Origin of the sequence: Janthinobacterium sp. GMG2 (genome assembly GCF_033949445.1) — a bacterium.
GTDB classification, from domain to species: Bacteria; Pseudomonadota; Gammaproteobacteria; order Burkholderiales; family Burkholderiaceae_D; genus Janthinobacterium; species Janthinobacterium aestuarii.
Window position 1 is genome coordinate 1 of sequence record NZ_JAXAWA010000011.1, and the last position, 16,079, is coordinate 16,079.

11 protein-coding genes are annotated in these 16,079 nt (G+C 60.1%); 9 read left to right on the top strand and 2 right to left on the bottom strand.

The annotated features are described in order from the left end of the window. Positions 1-203 precede the first annotated feature (203 nt). Together pedF and SKZ59_RS27810 are read left to right on the top strand one after the other, a co-directional pair. Positions 204-689: a cytochrome c-550 PedF gene (pedF, locus tag SKZ59_RS27805; protein ID WP_034756828.1), complete on the top strand. Its 486-nt coding sequence runs from the start codon at positions 204-206 to the stop codon at positions 687-689. A gap of 25 nt (positions 690-714) precedes the next feature. After that, positions 715-1,548, top strand: a complete 834-nt coding sequence (locus SKZ59_RS27810; protein WP_319993562.1) for a transporter substrate-binding domain-containing protein — start codon at positions 715-717, stop codon at positions 1,546-1,548. A gap of 162 nt (positions 1,549-1,710) precedes the next feature. On the opposite strand, the gene SKZ59_RS27815 is transcribed toward SKZ59_RS27810, so the two are convergent. Further along, complete coding sequence (locus SKZ59_RS27815) at positions 1,711-3,849, bottom strand: TonB-dependent receptor (RefSeq protein ID WP_319993563.1); 2,139 nt, start codon at positions 3,847-3,849, stop codon at positions 1,711-1,713. Positions 3,850-4,052: 203 nt separating this feature from the next. Here SKZ59_RS27815 and SKZ59_RS27820 point away from each other — a divergent pair, with 203 nt between their 5' ends. From SKZ59_RS27820 to SKZ59_RS27850, 7 genes are all read left to right on the top strand, one after another. Beyond that, entirely contained in the window at positions 4,053-5,009 is a 957-nt protein-coding gene (locus tag SKZ59_RS27820; protein WP_319993564.1) for a beta-propeller fold lactonase family protein, read from the top strand. A gap of 252 nt (positions 5,010-5,261) precedes the next feature. Beyond that, positions 5,262-6,782: an aldehyde dehydrogenase gene (gene adh / locus SKZ59_RS27825; protein ID WP_128140519.1), complete on the top strand. Its 1,521-nt coding sequence runs from the start codon at positions 5,262-5,264 to the stop codon at positions 6,780-6,782. A 55-nt stretch (positions 6,783-6,837) separates the two neighbouring features. After that, entirely contained in the window at positions 6,838-7,227 is a 390-nt protein-coding gene (locus SKZ59_RS27830) for a DUF779 domain-containing protein (protein WP_034756816.1), read from the top strand. A 28-nt stretch (positions 7,228-7,255) separates the two neighbouring features. Next, positions 7,256-9,013, top strand: coding sequence for a PQQ-dependent methanol/ethanol family dehydrogenase (locus tag SKZ59_RS27835; protein ID WP_319993565.1), 1,758 nt, complete (start codon positions 7,256-7,258; stop codon positions 9,011-9,013). 287 nt (positions 9,014-9,300) lie between these two features. Further along, entirely contained in the window at positions 9,301-10,461 is a 1,161-nt protein-coding gene (locus tag SKZ59_RS27840; protein ID WP_319993566.1) for a porin, read from the top strand. Between the two features lie 57 nt (positions 10,462-10,518). Continuing rightward, on the top strand, positions 10,519-12,621 hold the full coding sequence (locus tag SKZ59_RS27845; protein ID WP_319993567.1) for a 4Fe-4S binding protein: 2,103 nt from the start codon (positions 10,519-10,521) through the stop codon (positions 12,619-12,621). After that, positions 12,611-13,621 carry an FAD:protein FMN transferase gene (locus SKZ59_RS27850; RefSeq protein ID WP_319993568.1) on the top strand — a complete coding sequence of 337 codons (1,011 nt, stop codon included), beginning with the start codon at positions 12,611-12,613 and terminating at the stop codon, positions 13,619-13,621. The genes SKZ59_RS27845 and SKZ59_RS27850 overlap by 11 nt, the downstream gene beginning before the upstream one ends. A gap of 1 nt (position 13,622) precedes the next feature. Here SKZ59_RS27850 and SKZ59_RS27855 read toward each other — a convergent pair whose 3' ends face one another. Further along, positions 13,623-15,611, bottom strand: coding sequence for a sigma-54-dependent Fis family transcriptional regulator (locus tag SKZ59_RS27855; RefSeq protein ID WP_319993569.1), 1,989 nt, complete (start codon positions 15,609-15,611; stop codon positions 13,623-13,625). Positions 15,612-16,079: the final 468 nt, after the last annotated feature.

A 16,079-nucleotide genomic window follows, 5' to 3' on the forward strand; every position in this document is an offset into this window, starting at 1 on the left:
TCGAAAAAACCCCTTCCGGTGATCCGGTTGGGGTTTTTTTACGTCTGATAGTTTGTTGGGCGCTGTCGGCTGACGCGTACGGTGACACAAATACGTGTTGCAGCTGTTCCAAATTGATACATGGGTGGCCGGATGCGGGGCATATACGCATGGCATGGCATTTGCTCTTCTTGGATATTGACTAAAAAACCAAGGAGACCAGCATGACCTATTCGATTCGTACCCTGCTCGGCATGGCGGCCGCCGGCGCCGTTGCCCTCACTTCCCTGCTGACCTTGCCGCATGCCTATGCGCATGGCAACGTCACGCCGCAAGGCGTCGACACCACAGGCTTGCCCAAAGTGGGCGACAAGTGGCTCGAGCAAAACCCGTATCGCGGCAACAAGCTGGCTCTGACGGTCGGCACCTCGGCCTACAACCAGAATTGCGCTCGCTGCCACGGCATCGAAGCCATTTCGGGCGGCATCGCGCCGGACCTGCGCCAGCTGGACCGTGATTGTTTCGGTATCAAGAACGAGACAAAGAAACAGGCTTGCTACAAGGAGACGGACAATTACTACCTGACCACCATTCGTCACGGTAAAGTGCGCAATGGCGCCGTGTACATGCCGCCGTTTGAAGGCGTGTTCAACCAAGAAGCCATGTGGGCCATCAAGACCTATCTGGAAACCCGCCGCGAATCCAACTAAGCCACACTGATCAAGAAGGAGTCCCATGCGTTCATTTCAACTCCGGGGCGTGCGCGCGATGATCTCGCTCGCTTGCCTGGCGCTGTGCGCAGCCGAGCCGGCGCACGCCGACTGGCAGAAAGTGCAGCAGTCGGGCAGCCTGAAAGTGGCTGTATATAACGAGTTCGCGCCGTTTTCCGACAAGGGTGTAGGGATCGATATCGACATCGCCGAAGCGCTGGCGAAAAAGTTGGGGCTGAAACTGAGTTTGCTGCCATTTCCCGCCGGCGAAAATCTGAACGACGATTTGCGCAATATGGTGTGGAAGGGGCATTACCTCGGTTATGGCCCCGCCGACGTGATGCTGCATGTGCCAGTCGACAAGAAGTTGATGGCGGATAACGACAAGGTCGAGATCTTCGCACCGTACTACGTGGAAACCGTGCGCCTGGTGCGCAGCGCGCAATCCGTGCCGCAATTCGACGGCGTCGCTTCGCTGGCCGGCAAGCGTATCGGCGTGGAAAAGGTGTCGATCGCGGCCATGCTGATGTTGGGCGAAGACAATGGCAAATACCGCGACGACGTGCGCATCTTCGATACGGCAGCGGAAGCCTTGCAGCAATTGCAGGCGGGCAAGCTCGACGCCGTGCTGGCCAACCGTTCGGAAATCGAATCGTTGCTGAAGAGCGATCCCGCTTTCCCCTTGAGCGAAGTGGCGTTCGCCCGATTGCCGCGTGCAGGCTGGGCCGTGGGCCTGGCCGTCAGCAAGCAACAGCTCGACGTGGCCAAGTTGCTGCAGGCAGCCATGAACGAGATGGCGGCCAGCGGCGAACTGAAAACCATCTTTGAAAAGTATGGCGTGAAGGAAGCGCGGCCCTGAAGTAGCTTGCTCTGGTTTTAAAGCCCGCGCATCGGAAGATGTGCGGGCTTTATTGTCATAAGAACGCCTGAAAAATGTTCAGGGCAAGGCGCATTGCCGCAGGCAGTACGAATAGTACGACCAGGCAATGCAACGCGGCCATGGACTTTTTCTCAGGTGTTCTTAAAACGAGTATTGGGCGCTGACACCCAGCAGCCAGTTACGTCCTGGCGCCGCTTCATAGTAGCGCTTGTTGCTGTCGCCGACGATGACGGAGCCCACGTAGGTCTTGTCGAAAAGATTGTTCAGGCGGGCAAATTCCTTGAAGCGCCAGTTCCCCACGTTTTGTTTGGCGTTGAAGCGCGCATTGAACACCGTGTAGCCGGGCGCCGGTTTTTCGATGTTGCTGTCTTCCGCGTAGACCTGGTTGCTGGCCACGCTTTCCAGCGCCGCGCCAAAGCGGTCGAGCTTATCTTTCCACGCCAGTTCCGCGAACAGGTTGGCGCTGGGCACGCCAGGCAAACGGCTGCCTTCGCGCACGCTGCCAAACGCCTGGTCATACACGGCGTGCAGGCTGGTCAGTGCTACTTTTGCCGTGAAACCATATGGCAAGTTTGAGTCCAGCGACACTTCCATACCTTGGCGCAAGGTTTTACCTGCATTGCGATAGCTGGTGCGCCCGCCGCTGGACTTGTCGACCACCAATTCGTCGTTGGTCTTGATCTGGAACACGGCCGCGTTTACGTGGGTGTTGTTGGCGATTCTCGCCTTGATGCCTGCTTCCAGGTTGGTGCTGGTGGCCGGTTTCAGCTGGTAATTGAAGCCGCCACCCGTGCCCGAGTAAAACAGTTCATTCAAGGTAGGCGCCTCAAAACCGCGCGCGGCGCTGGCGTACACGTTGACGTTCGGCGTCAGTTTATACAGCAGACCCAGCACCGGTGTCGTGTGGCTGAACTCGAGGCTGCCGCTGTCGTTCCCATTGCTGAGATAGCGGTCGTTCACCGACACTTTCATCTTGCTGTAGCGCACACCTGCGCTCAGCAGCCATGGGCCGCTTTGCCATTCCGCCTGGATATAGGGATCGAGGCTGGAGACGACATTCTGCTCGTCGCGGCGCAGCTTGCCTTTCACGCCAAACGTGTTGCCGATGTAATTTTCATAGCCGGTGCGGTCATCGCTGGAGCGGCCGTAATCGATGCCGATGGTGGTGCTCAGCTTGCCGCCGGCCAACTGGTTCACGTGCAGCCAGTTGGTATCGATGCCGTAGAACTCACGCTGGAAGTCGACCACGCCGCCTGAATGGCTGGGCGGTGCCTGGAAGCCTTTGGTAAAAGCCTGGTACTGGATCACGTCGCGGTTGCCGCCATACACCATCACATGCAGGCGGTCGTCGCCGAACGACTGTTCATAGGTGGCGCCGATTTGCTGGTGGTCGATGCTCTTGCGCGTGTTGTAGCGCTCGGCCAGGGTGCGCTTCGGGTTTTGCGTGTCGTTCGCATCGGTTTCGCCAGCGCGCGGGTCGCGGGCAAACGTGGCCCAGGTGGCGCCCAGCGGATCTTGCGTGTTGCCTTGGTGCAGGCTGTTGGCAACGATGGTCAGCTTGCTGTCCGCATTGGGCTTGACGGTGATCTTGCCGAACGCCTGTTCGCGCGTGGCGGCGCTGTGGTCGCGGAAACCGTCCGTGCGGAAGCGCGAGCCGTCGAGCACGTAGCCGATGCCGCCTGCCTGGCCTTGCGCCGTCAAGTCCACTTTGTTGGTGCCGTAGCTGCCGCCCACCACATTCAATTCGACGGACGGAGGATTTTGCCCATCCTTGGAAAACAGCTGGATCACGCCGCCCGAGTGGTTGCCGTAGATGGCAGAAAACGGTCCGCGCAGCACTTCGATGCGCTCGGCCGTATCGAGGTTGAAGGTGGCGGCCTGGCCTTGGCCGTCGGGCATGCTGGCAGGAATGCCATCGCTGATCAGTTTGACGCCGCGCACGCCAAAGGCCGAGCGTGCGCCGAAGCCGCGCGACGAGATCTGCAAGTCTTGCGCATAGTTCTGACGGTTTTGCACGACCAGGCCCGGCACGGCGGCCAGCGCTTCTGACGCGTTGACGCGGATTTGGCCATCCTGGATGCGGGCGCTGTCGACGACGTCGATCGAGGCCGGCACTTCCTGGCTGGGATGGGCGATGCGGCTGCCGCTGACGACCACCGTATCCATCAGTTGCCCGTTGGCCGGGGCAGCTGTCTCGGCGGCAAAGACGTGGGGGGCGAGGGTAGCGCTGCCGGCGACAAACAGGCTGGCGATGGTGTTCAGGCGGAAACGGTGCTGCATGCGGATTCTCCAATGTGAATAAAAGCCTGCTTGGTCGCGTGCGCGGCGCAGGTCTGCATCTGTGTATCAAGCAATATGCCTGCCATGTCTCCATTGGTGGGCTGAAATTATACGCGTGTCAGTGGCACGGCGTTTGCATACAGCAATTATCAGATGCGCCGATGCCGCGCGCTTTTCCTGTGTTTTGCCATCGAAAGGTGATTATGCCCAACTTCTTCTCGCGCTTGCGCCAGGTGTGCTGGCTGCTGCCAGCGCTTGCCTGCACCTCCCTCCAGGCCGCTCCATTTGCTTATGTTCCCAATGAAAAATCGGGCACCTTGAGTGTAATCGACACGGCGACCGATCAGGTCGTGCGCCAGATTGCAGCCGGCAAGCGTCCGCGCGGCATCGCCGCCGACCCCACCGGGCGGCAATTGTTTGTCACGGATGCGGCCAGCAGCGCCTTGCTGCTGATCGATAACGCTGGCGGCGCCCCCCTGCGCACGGTGGCGCTGGGCAAGTCGCCCGAAGGCGTCAGCGCTTCGCAAGACGGTCATTACGTGGCCGTGGCCGTCGAGGAAAACAATAGCGTGGCCTTGCTCGATGGGCAGACGGGCGTCTTGCTCGCCGATATCAAGGTGCGTGGACGCAATCCGGAACATGCCGTTTTCAGCCCCGATGGGCGCTGGCTGCTGGTCAGCGCGGAAGAGGCTGAACAAGTCGATGTCATTGATGTGGTGCAACGCCGCCAGGTGGCGTCCATCGCCGTGGGATTGCGCCCGCGCGGCATCGGTTTCAGTCCGGACTCGGGCCGCGCCTACGTGGCGTGCGAACTGGTCAATGCCGTCTACGTTATCGACATGGCCGCGCGCAAGGCCATCGCCACCATTCCCGCTGGCAAGAATGCAAACGGCATCGTGGTCCATCCCAGCGGCAAGCAGGTGTATGTCTCGAACGGTATCGATGGCACGGTGATGGTGATCGACACGGCCAGCAACGAGGTCACGGCCACCATTCCCGTCGGCAAGCGCCCGTGGAACATGGCCATCACGCCCGATGGCGCCAAGCTGTACGTGGCCAATGGCCGTTCGAACAGCGTTTCCGTCATCGACACGGCCAGCGCGCGCAAGGTGGCCGATATTGCTGTAGGTGAATTGCCATGGGGCGTGGTGATTCGTTAATGGCACAGGAACAGGTGTTCCAGTCTGGTACACCTGTTCCATTGTGCAGCGGCTCAAGCCCGGGCATGCGCTGAAAAGCACACCGGTATTGACGCTACGCCCTTGTAACAAGGGTAAAAGCGGCTAAGTTTGTAGTGGGATGCCGAGCTGGCACGGCATTTGCGGAAGACTCCGTGTACTCACCCCATCTGTACCAGGACGTTTGATTTTAATTACAGCAATTCCATTCTAATTAACCCGATAGAGGACGACATGAATCTCGCAGACATCAGCAAACTGGGCGTAGCCAATCCCTTCAAACAACGCTATGACAATTACATCGGCGGCAAATTCGTTGCCCCGGTAAAAGGTGAATACTTTCCTAACATCACACCGATCACGGGCTTGCCATTTTGCGAAATCGCCCGTTCCACGGCGGAAGATGTCGAGCTGGCCTTGGACGCCGCCCATGCCGCCAAGGATGCCTGGGGCAAGACTTCGCCTGCGGAGCGCGCCAATATCCTGAACCGCATCGCCGACCGCATCGAACAGAACCTGAGCCTGATCGCCACGGCGGAAACCATCGATAACGGCAAGCCGATCCGCGAAACGATGAACGCCGACATTCCGCTGGCCATCGACCACTTCCGTTATTTTGCCGGTTGCATCCGCGCGCAGGAAGGTTCCGTCGCGCAAATCGATGCGGAAACCTATGCCTATCACTACCACGAGCCGCTCGGCGTCGTGGGCCAGATCATCCCGTGGAATTTCCCGATTTTGATGGCTGTGTGGAAACTGGCGCCAGCCCTGGCCGCCGGCAATTGCGTCGTGCTCAAACCGGCCGAGCAGACCCCGGCTTCCATCATGGTGTTGATCGAGCTGATCGGCGATTTGCTGCCGCCGGGCGTGCTGAACATCATCAACGGATTCGGCCTGGAAGCGGGCAAGCCGCTGGCCTCGAGCAAGCGCATCGCCAAGATCGCCTTCACGGGCGAAACGGGCACGGGCCGCTTGATCATGGGTTATGCCGCGCAAAACCTGATTCCCGTCACCCTGGAGCTGGGCGGCAAGTCGCCGAACATCTTCTTTGAAGACGTGATGGATGCGGACGACGAGTATTTCGACAAGTGCCTGGAAGGTTTTGCCATGTTCGCGCTGAACCAGGGCGAAGTCTGCACCTGCCCATCGCGCGTGCTGATCCAGGAATCGATCTACGAAAAATTCATCGAACGCGCCTTGAAGCGCGTGGCCGCCATCAAGCAGGGCAATCCGCTCGACTCGTCCACCATGATCGGCGCGCAGGCGTCGCAGGAGCAGCTGGAAAAAATCCTGTCCTATCTCGACATCGGCCGCCAGGAAGGCGCCGAAGTGCTGGCCGGCGGCGAGCGCAACACGCAGGCGGGCGACCTGGAAGGCGGCTACTACGTGCGTCCGACCGTGTTCAAGGGCAACAACAAGATGCGCATTTTCCAGGAAGAGATTTTTGGACCGGTCGTGTCCGTGACCACTTTCAAGGATGAGGCCGACGCGCTGGCGATTGCCAACGATACCTTGTACGGCCTGGGCGCCGGCTTGTGGACGCGCGACGGTTCGCGCGCCTTCCGCATGGGACGCGCCATCCAGGCGGGCCGCGTGTGGACCAATTGCTACCACCTGTATCCAGCCCACGCCGCGTTCGGCGGCTACAAGCAATCGGGTATCGGCCGCGAAAACCACAAGATGATGCTCGATCACTACCAGCAAACGAAGAACTTGCTGGTGAGCTATAGCCCGAAAGCGCTGGGCTTCTTCTAAACCGGTACACGCGCCGCACCTGTCAATCCAGGCGCGGCGCGCAGAAAGGGATGCCATGAGTGCAGCAATTGCCCGGGTGGTCGCCACCGATGCGGCGCTGGAAATGATGGACAAGTTGCGCCAGCGTCACGGCCCGCTGATGTTTTTCCAGTCGGGCGGTTGCTGCGACGGCAGCGCACCCATGTGCTATGCGCTGGGCGAGTTCGATGTCAGCGACACCGACATCTATCTCGGCAATTTGAATGGCACACCGTTCTACATGGGACTCGAGCAATTCGAGTACTGGGAGCATACCCAGTTGATTATCGATGTGGTCGATGGCAATGGCGGCATGTTTTCACTCGACAACGGCACGGGCAAGCGCTTCTTGACGCGCTCGCGCCTGTTCACCGATGAAGAGTGCGCCTTGCTGCATGCCCAGCCGCATGAACACCGCAAGACTTGACACACACATACTAATAAAACAGAGGGAGATGACTGTGCAGAAAAAAATCATGGGGATACTCGTCGGTTTGGGTTTGGCATCGCTGGCCCAGGCGGCCGACGTGGGCAATGTCACCAATGCCATGCTCGACAGCACGGCGAAGAATCCGGCCAGCGTCCTGTCGTTTGGCATGGGCACGCAGGGCCAGCGCTATTCGCCTTTGACGCAGATCAATGACAAGACCGTGGCCAAGCTGGTGCCGGCCTGGTCGTTCTCGTTTGGCGGTGAAAAACAGCGTGGCCAGGAATCGCAGCCGCTGATTCATAACGGCAAGATGTTCGTCACGGCATCGTATTCGCGCATCTTTGCAGTCGACTTGAAAACGGGCGCCAAGCTGTGGAAGTACGAGCATCGCTTGCCAGACGGCATCATGCCCTGCTGCGACGTGGTCAACCGTGGTGCGGCCCTGTACGGCAACCTGGTGATTTTCGGCACGCTCGACGCCTATCTGGTGGCGCTGGACCAGAATACGGGCAAGATCGTCTGGAAAGAAAAAGTCGACGATTATGCGGCCGGCTACTCGATGACGGCCGCGCCGCTGATCGCCGAAGGCTTGCTGCTGACGGGCGTGTCGGGAGGCGAATTCGGCATCGTGGGCCGGGTCGAAGCGCGCAACCCCATGACGGGGGACCTCGTGTGGAGCCGTCCGACGGTAGAGGGCCACATGGGCCACCGCTACGACAAGGATGGCAAGGCGATCGACAATGGCGTGTCCGGCACCGCGAACAAGACGTGGCCGGGCGACCTGTGGAAAACGGGCGGCGCCTCGACGTGGATGGGTGGTACCTATGATCCGCAAACCAAGCTCGCCTACTTTGGCACGGGCAACCCGGCGCCATGGAACAGCCACTTGCGTCCCGGCGACAATCTGTACTCGTCGTCCACCGTGGCGCTGGACGTGAAAACGGGCCAGATCAAGTGGGCGTATCAAAACACGCCGAACGATGCCTGGGATTTTGACGGCGCCAACGAATTCGTCACCTTCGACATGGATGGCAAGCGCTACGGCGGCAAGGCCGACCGCAACGGTTTCTTCTATGTGATCGACGCCAATACGGGCAAGTTGCAGAACGCCTTCCCGTTTGTGAAGAAAATCACATGGGCCAGCAGCATCGACCTGAAGACGGGCCGGCCCAACTTCATCGCCGCCGGCCGCCCCGGCGACCCGACCAAGGGAGAGGAAGGCAAGAAGGGCACGACCGTGTTTGCCGCACCGGCTTTCCTCGGCGCCAAAAACCAGATGCCGATGGCCTACTCGCCGCAAACCAAGCTGTTCTATGTGCCGGCGAACGAATGGGGCATGGATATCTGGAACGAGCCGATCAGCTACAAGAAGGGCGGCGCTTTCCTCGGCGCGGGCTTCACCATCAAGCCCTTGTTTGATGACTATATCGGCGCCATGCGCGCCGTCGATCCGAAGACTGGCAAGATCGTCTGGGAAATCAAGAATAACGCGCCGCTGTGGGGTGGCGTGATGAGCACGGCCGGTAACCTGGTGTTCTACGGCACGCCGGAAGGTTTCCTGAAAGCCGTCGATGCGAAGACGGGCAAGGAACTGTGGAAATTCCAGACGGGCTCCGGCGTCGTGGCGCCGCCCGTCACGTGGCAGGATGGCGACACGCAATATGTGGCCGTCGTATCAGGCTGGGGTGGCGCGGTGCCGCTGTGGGGCGGCGAAGTGGCGAAGAAGGTCAACTTCCTGGAACAGGGCGGTTCCGTGTGGGTCTTCAAGCTGGCATCGAAGTAACGGGGTGAAGCACCCGGGCCACACGGATGGGTGTCTCCCTGTCTGCCGGGTGCTTTCTTTTTGCTGACGGCCCAGGCCGTCAGTTTTTTGTTTACCTGGATGACAGATACGCATACTTGCGGTCAAAAAATGAACACTGTCAGTGGCGATTGATCCGCCGCTGCACACGTTCAATACGCTTTTTTTCTTTCTCCCTCTGAGGCTTGCTGGGCACGCTTATTGCCAAAGCTTGAGGTACATCAATCACTGGTGTGCACACTAAAAACAGAGAAGAAAGAGGAGAAGAAATGAACACATGGATCAAGCTGGGGAGCCTCGGTGTCATGACAATCGCAGCGGTGGGACAGGCGCAAGCCGTCGATATCAAGGCTGGCGACTGGACCGTGTCGGTGGGCGGCATCGTCAACGCCTACTACACGCAAGTGTCGTGTTCGGGCGATGCGGTGGGCGGGCTGGCGCTGGGCGGCCAGGCGCTCGGTTGCGGCGGAGAGAAGGACCGCACCACCATCGGCAACGGCTTGCTGCCCAACGGCTTGATCACCTCGGCAAGCTCGCGGCTGGGCGAGTACGACGTGAAAGCCTTGATCGGCATCTACAACTCGACGGCTACGGACAGCGCCATCAGCCAGAACAGCGTGGTCGATGTGCGCCAGGCTTTCTTTACGTTTGGCAATGAGCAGATGGGCACGTTCAAGCTGGGCCGCGACTATGGCATCTTCGGCGCGAACGCGATTCTGTCCGACATGACCTTGCTGGGTTCGGGCGCGCCGGTGCAAGCGACGCAGCGGGGCCGCGTGACCCTGGGCCATATCGGCGCCGGCTATACCTATCTGGGTAACTATGGCCAGATCATGTACAGCTCGCCGAAGTCGGGCGGCGTTGGCGTCGATGTGGCGCTGGTCAGTCCTGTCTCCGATACGCCCATCGTGGCAGGCTCGACCTATTCTTCGAAGTCGAGTCCGCAAGTGCAGGCGCAAGTGACGTATGCGCAGGAAGGGTTGAAGGCGTGGCTCGGCGTGAAGTCGCAAAAATTCACCTCGAAAACGCCAGGAATCGATGACCTGACCATGCGCGGCGTGGAAGTGGGTGGCTCGTACCAGATGGGCCCGGCTAGCGTATTGGTCAACTTCCAGGGAGGCAAGGGGCTCGGTATCTTGTCCGATGCGGACCAGGGCGATACCAAATCGAAGAACTGGCTGCTGCAAGGCACGTATAAAACGACGGACAAGCTGAAGCTGGGTTTGTCCTACGGCATCAGCAAGAACGACGACGACACGGCCGGCACGGGCGGCTTGAAGTCGAACGCCAACCTGACCCTGGGCGCGTATTACTCGCTCAACAGCGCGATCACCCTGGTGGGCGAGCTGGGCCAGACGCGTTCGAAAGGTTTTGCCGGTGGCGAAGCGAAGATGAATGGCGTGTCCCTGGGCGGCATTATTTTCTTCTAACTCAACAACGCGGCGCCTTGCGACAGGGCGCCGCACGGAGCACCATGCATGCGGATAATGCGCTTGTTCATAGCTTGCTGGCTATTCCTGTTTATCCTGGGACAGGTTTGGGCCGGTGTGCTCACCAAGGCCGAGCTGGCGCGGCGTTTTCCTGCGCCCATCGTCGTGGGCGACAAGGAGATCGATTTGCCCGTCTGGCCCCTGTTCCGCCAAAACGCCACGGCCACCGAACTGGTCGGCTACGTTTTTGAATCGCTGGACTTGGCGCCCATTCCCGGCTTTTCCGGCGTGCCCGTCAATCTGCTGATCGCCATCGATCCGAAGGGCAGTTTTCTCGATGTCGCCGTGCTGTCGCAGCACGAACCCGTGTTTCTCGACGGCTTGGGCGAAGCGCCCTTGTTTCAGTTCGTCAAACAGTACCAGGGCTTGTCGCTGAAACAGAATATCGCCATCGATGCGCGAACCAAGCGCGCGCCGGATGCGACCCACGCCGATATCGATGGCGTATCGAAGGCCACGGCTTCCGTGCGCATCATCAACCAGAGCGTGCTGGCCTCGGCCTTGAAAGTGTCGCGCAAAAAACTGGGTTTTGCGCAAGGCCGTGACCCCGACCAGATCGCCCGCATCCGCATGCAGGTATTCGAGAAACTCGGCGTCGCGCAGATGCTCGAGCGCGGATTGATCCAGCATGTACGCTTGAGCAACAAGGACGTGGAAGCCTTGTTTGCCGGCAGTCCCGGCGCGGGACTCGATGTGGAAGCCCAGCGCGAGCCGGACGGCGTGTTCATCGACCTATACCTGGCGTATGTCTCCGTTCCCACGGTGGGACGCAATCTGTTGACGGAACGCAGCTGGAACAAATTGCGCAACCGGCTTGACGAGGGCGACCACGCCATCCTCATCATGTCGCGCGGGCGCTACAGCGTGCTGGGCGACGATTTTGTGCGCGGCACCGTGCCGGACCGCTTGTTGCTGAAACAGGATGGCTTGCCCATCGACATGCGCGACCTGGATCTGGAGTTGAGCTTGTCCGATACGGCTTCCTTGCCGACGGAAAATATCGTCGCATTGCGCATCATCAGCCAGGCGGGACTCGATGCGGCCAGTCCGCTGGCGTTCACGCTGCCGATCACGCGCAGCAAGGGCATCGTGTATCCGGAGCGCATCGCGCGCAACGTGGATGTCAGCTACCGCTTGCCGGCAGAGTTCTATACGGCGCCGCAAGGCGACGATGCCACGTGGCGTGGCACGTGGCAGGGACGCAAGGCCGAGTTGCTGCTATTGGTGGCCGGGCTGGCGCTGCTGGCCGGCGCCTTGGCGTGGCAGAAACGGCTGGTGCGCGATGGCCGCCAATTTGCGTGGTTTCGCCGTCTGTTCCTGGTGTTTACGATAGGCTTCATCGGCTATTACGCGCAGGGGCAGTTATCGATCGTCAATGTCACGGGCGTCATCCAGGCGCTGCTGGCGGGGCGCAGCCTGGGCTTTTTCCTGTTCGATCCGATGACGGTGATCCTGTGGGCGTTCGTGCTGCTCAGTCTGCTGATCTGGGGGCGCGGCACGTTTTGCGGCTGGCTGTGCCCGTTTGGAGCGCTGCAGGAATTCACTGGCAAGCTGGGCCAGTGGCTGCGCTTGCCTCAGTGGAAGATCAAGCCGCGCCTCGACGGGCGTCTGAAATGGATCAAGTATGGCTTGCTGTTGGCCATCCTTTCCAGCAGCCTGTTTTCCAGCCAGATCACGGACAAGCTGGTCGAGCTGGAACCGTTCAAGACGGCCATCACCCTGAACTTCGTGCGCGCCTGGCCGTTTGTTGCGTATGCCGTGGGCTTGCTGCTGCTCAGCAGTGTTTCCTATAAATTCTTTTGCCGTTACCTGTGCCCGTTTGGTGCGGCGCTGGCGCTGCTGGGACGGTTTCGCTTGTTCAACTGGATTCCGCGCCGCAAGGAGTGTGGCACGCCGTGCCAGACTTGCCGCCACCGGTGCGAGCATCACGCCATCGCGCCGAGCGGGAAAGTCGATTATGGCGAATGTTTCCAGTGCATGGATTGCGTGGTGATTTACGCCAGCGATGAAAAATGCGCACCCTTGATGCTGGAAATCAAGCGTGCCCGCACGATACCCATTGTCCTGGCCACGGCAGAGGAGAGCAGCAATGCAGCGTAGAACCTTTATTTCCGCAGCGATAGGCAGCGTGGCCGGCATGGCGGGCTTGTCTTTGCCTGGCAGTATGGCGCGCGGCACGGCCACGGCATCCGGCGTGCGATCATATCAAGGCGCAGCGCTGGCGTTTGGCACGACGATCGCCGTCACCGTGTTGCACCACGATCAGCGCCAGGCTGAGCTGGCTATTGAGGATGCCTTGCATGCGGCCAGGAATATCGACCGCCTGATGAGCATTTACAGTCCCGCCAGCCAAGTCTTCCAGCTGAATCGTGATGGTCGCCTGGCCCGGCCGGACGCCCATCTGCTGGCGGTGCTGGCGCAGGCGCAAACCTTGTCGCAATGGAGCGATGGGGCATTTGATATCACCGTGCAACCTTTATGGCAGCTGTTTCACGCGGCGGCAGACCAGGCCGGCTTGCCTGCGGAAGCACTACGGCGCAAAGCGCAGGCGCGGGTAGGCTGGCGGCAATTGGCGTGGGACAAACGCGAAGTGCGTTTCCTGCAGCCCGGCATGGCGCTGACCTTGAATGGTCTGGCGCAAGGTTACGCGGCGGACATGGCGCTGGCGGCCGTGCAGGCGCGCGGCATACGGCACGCGTTGCTGGACACGGGCGAATTCGTTGCGCGCGGGCAGCGCTCCGTGCGCCGTCCCTGGACCTTGGGCATCCAGGACCCGCGCGATGGGGAAATCCTCGCGGCCACCTTGAAAGTGGAAGGGCGCAGCGTGGCCACGTCCGGCGATTACGAATGCACGTTCACGCCCGACTTCGTGCATCACCATATCTTCGATCCAGCGAAGGGCGATTCGCCGCGCGAACTGGCCAGCGTGACGGTGCTGGCGTCCACGGGAATGCTGGCCGATGGCTTGTCGACAACCTTCATGGTGACGGGCGCGGCGCGTGCGCATGCGATGGCCGCGCGGATGGAAGGCGTCGACTTGATGACCATCGACAAGCAGGGCGGGCGCCAGATGTCGCCCGGCTTTTCCCGTCTGCTCTAGGCTATTTCAGATGCGGCACCTTGCGATAGATCGTGTTGCGCGACACGCCCAAGGCCCGCGCCGTGGCCGAGACGTTGCCGCCGTGGGCATCGAGCGACTTGAGAATGACGCTTTGCTCCATCTCTTCCAGGTTGGCGCCGGCGGCGATCATCCGGTCTGTGCTGGCGCTGGCGGCAGTCGCTTGCGTCATTTCAATATCATCGAGGAAATCGTCGGGCATGTGGCGCAGACAGATTTCGTGTTCGTCGCCTGCCATGACGATGGCTGTGCGCAACAGATTGGTCAGCTGGCGGAAGTTGCCCGGCCATTTATGCTGGTGGAACATGCGCAGGATGTCCGGCGCCACCGTGTAGCGCGTATCGGGCGCTTCCGTCGCGAGGATTTTTTTTACGACCGTGTCCAGGTCCGTGCGCTCGCGCAGCGGCGGCAGTTTGACCACCAAGCCATTCAGGCGGTAATACAAGTCTTCGCGGAACAGCCCCTTGGCCATGCGTTCGCGTAAGTTGTGATTCGTGGCGCAAATGAGTTCCACATTCACGGTGATCGATTTGCTGCTGCCCAGCGGGGTGACCATGCGTTCCTGCAGCACGCGCAACAGGCGCGCCTGCAAGCCAAACGGCATGTCGCCGATTTCATCGAGAAACAGGGTGCCGCCATTGGCTTGCAAGATCTTGCCGATGGCGCCTTTCTTGCGCGCGCCCGTAAAAGCCCCGTCTTCATAGCCGAACAGTTCGGACTCGATCAGGGTTTCCGGGATCGACGCGCAGTTGACGGCGATAAACGGTCCCATGGCGCGCGGCGAATCGTTATGGATGGCTTGCGCCAGCAATTCCTTGCCCGTGCCCGTTTCGCCCATGACGAGGATGGGGATATCGCGTCCCAATACCTTGTTGACCTTTTCGATTACCAGTTCCAGTTGCGGATCGCCCGTGCGCAGGTAGCGCAGGCCGGACAGGCGGCGCGCCGCGTTGGCCGCATGGCTGGCCGGCGCGGGAACCTGCGCCGGGGCGGCGTTGATGTCGCTATGATCGGTATTGGATGCAAAGCCATGCTGGAAGGCACTATTGGCCAACCGCAACTGCGCGCGTCCATACACGCGTACGCCACTGTGCATGCACAGGTTCAGCAAACCGGGTGAGGCCGTGCGGTAATGGTCGTACAGGGCGGACACGGGCAAGCCGAACAGGGAGCTGAACGTGTGCGATTGCAGCGCGGCAAATGACAGACCCAGCTGGAACAAGCCATTCTTGTTGGCCGATAAGAACCGTCCGCCCGGCGTGAATGAGGCGATGCCTTCCATCAAGGTGCCGATGAATTCAGGACGCGCGTGGAAGTGCACGGTGATGGCGTCTTCAAAGGTGGCGGAAAACAGCTGATTTTCGATCATCAGCGCAGACATGCGCACGAGGGCCATCGTATGCTTGTGGAAACTGCGCTGGTCGCTGGAGACATCGAGCACGCCGATGACATTGCCCCTGTGGTCGGTGATCGGCGCTGCGGAACACGTGAGGAAATGATTGGCGGCCAGGTAATGCTGGTCGGCATGGACCAACGTCGGTACTTTTTCCGTGATGGCCGTGCCGATCGCATTCGTGCCGCGGCTTTGTTCCGACCATGCCACGCCTGGCTGCAGGGCCACTCGGTTGGCTTTCTCCAGAAAATCATCGTCGCCCAGTGAATGCACGATGACACCGTTGGCATCCGTCAAGATCACCATATTGTGGGTGTTGACGATTTGCTGGTACAGAGTTTCCATGGCGGGCAGCGCGTGCGTGTGCAGCAGGCGGTTTTGCTCGATCAGCAAGGACAGATCGGATTTGCCGGCAGGCGTAAAGTCGGGCGTTGCCGTGGGAGACAGGCCAAAGGCGACTGAGCGCTGATGGGACGTCTCAATGATGACGGGGACGTTGTCCTGTCCTGCCGGTGGTATGTTCGCGTCCGCGATGGACGAAAACGGTGCGCTACGGTAAGTAGCTGACGGTTGATACATGATCTCGTTGCCTCCGTTGGGCCCTGTACTGCGGCGCTCTTTTGAATATCGAGAGTGTTCCATAATGTAGCACCTGTCACAGATAGGAGCAAAGCAAAGCGAACCGGGCTATCCCCAGTGTTGCTGTCAAGCCCAGAGTTGCTCTCATCAGTGGACGGTGCGCATATCTGTATAAGCAAGTGCGGTGCCAGGGCCGTTTCGCAGGGAGGGAAAATAGCGCTTGCAGCGGGCCCAGGGCAGGGCTATAATTCGCCCCCTCGCTGAACGACGCATGCAAATGCTGAATGAGACGAGAAAAAAGAAGGTTGACGAAATGCTGCAAACGCTTCATACTCTCCCTTCTTCGCAGCTGACAAACACAACGCTTTGTCGATAGCGCGAAAGCAGTACCGAATACAGTTCTTTAACAATTAACAGTCGATAAGTGTGGGCATTTGATGTAAGTGCAGCAGTGGTCTTCGGATCGCT

What these genes read in the sequence shown, in the direction of transcription:
- pedF (WP_034756828.1), top strand. Translation starts at nt 204, where the DNA reads ATGACCTATTCGATTCGTACCCTGCTCGGCATGGCGGCCGCCGGCGCC.
- SKZ59_RS27810 (WP_319993562.1), top strand. Translation starts at nt 715, where the DNA reads ATGCGTTCATTTCAACTCCGGGGCGTGCGCGCGATGATCTCGCTCGCT.
- SKZ59_RS27815 (WP_319993563.1), bottom strand. Translation starts at nt 3,849, where the DNA reads ATGCAGCACCGTTTCCGCCTGAACACCATCGCCAGCCTGTTTGTCGCC.
- SKZ59_RS27820 (WP_319993564.1), top strand. Translation starts at nt 4,053, where the DNA reads ATGCCCAACTTCTTCTCGCGCTTGCGCCAGGTGTGCTGGCTGCTGCCA.
- adh (WP_128140519.1), top strand. Translation starts at nt 5,262, where the DNA reads ATGAATCTCGCAGACATCAGCAAACTGGGCGTAGCCAATCCCTTCAAA.
- SKZ59_RS27830 (WP_034756816.1), top strand. Translation starts at nt 6,838, where the DNA reads ATGAGTGCAGCAATTGCCCGGGTGGTCGCCACCGATGCGGCGCTGGAA.
- SKZ59_RS27835 (WP_319993565.1), top strand. Translation starts at nt 7,256, where the DNA reads ATGACTGTGCAGAAAAAAATCATGGGGATACTCGTCGGTTTGGGTTTG.
- SKZ59_RS27840 (WP_319993566.1), top strand. Translation starts at nt 9,301, where the DNA reads ATGAACACATGGATCAAGCTGGGGAGCCTCGGTGTCATGACAATCGCA.
- SKZ59_RS27845 (WP_319993567.1), top strand. Translation starts at nt 10,519, where the DNA reads ATGCGCTTGTTCATAGCTTGCTGGCTATTCCTGTTTATCCTGGGACAG.
- SKZ59_RS27850 (WP_319993568.1), top strand. Translation starts at nt 12,611, where the DNA reads ATGCAGCGTAGAACCTTTATTTCCGCAGCGATAGGCAGCGTGGCCGGC.
- SKZ59_RS27855 (WP_319993569.1), bottom strand. Translation starts at nt 15,611, where the DNA reads ATGTATCAACCGTCAGCTACTTACCGTAGCGCACCGTTTTCGTCCATC.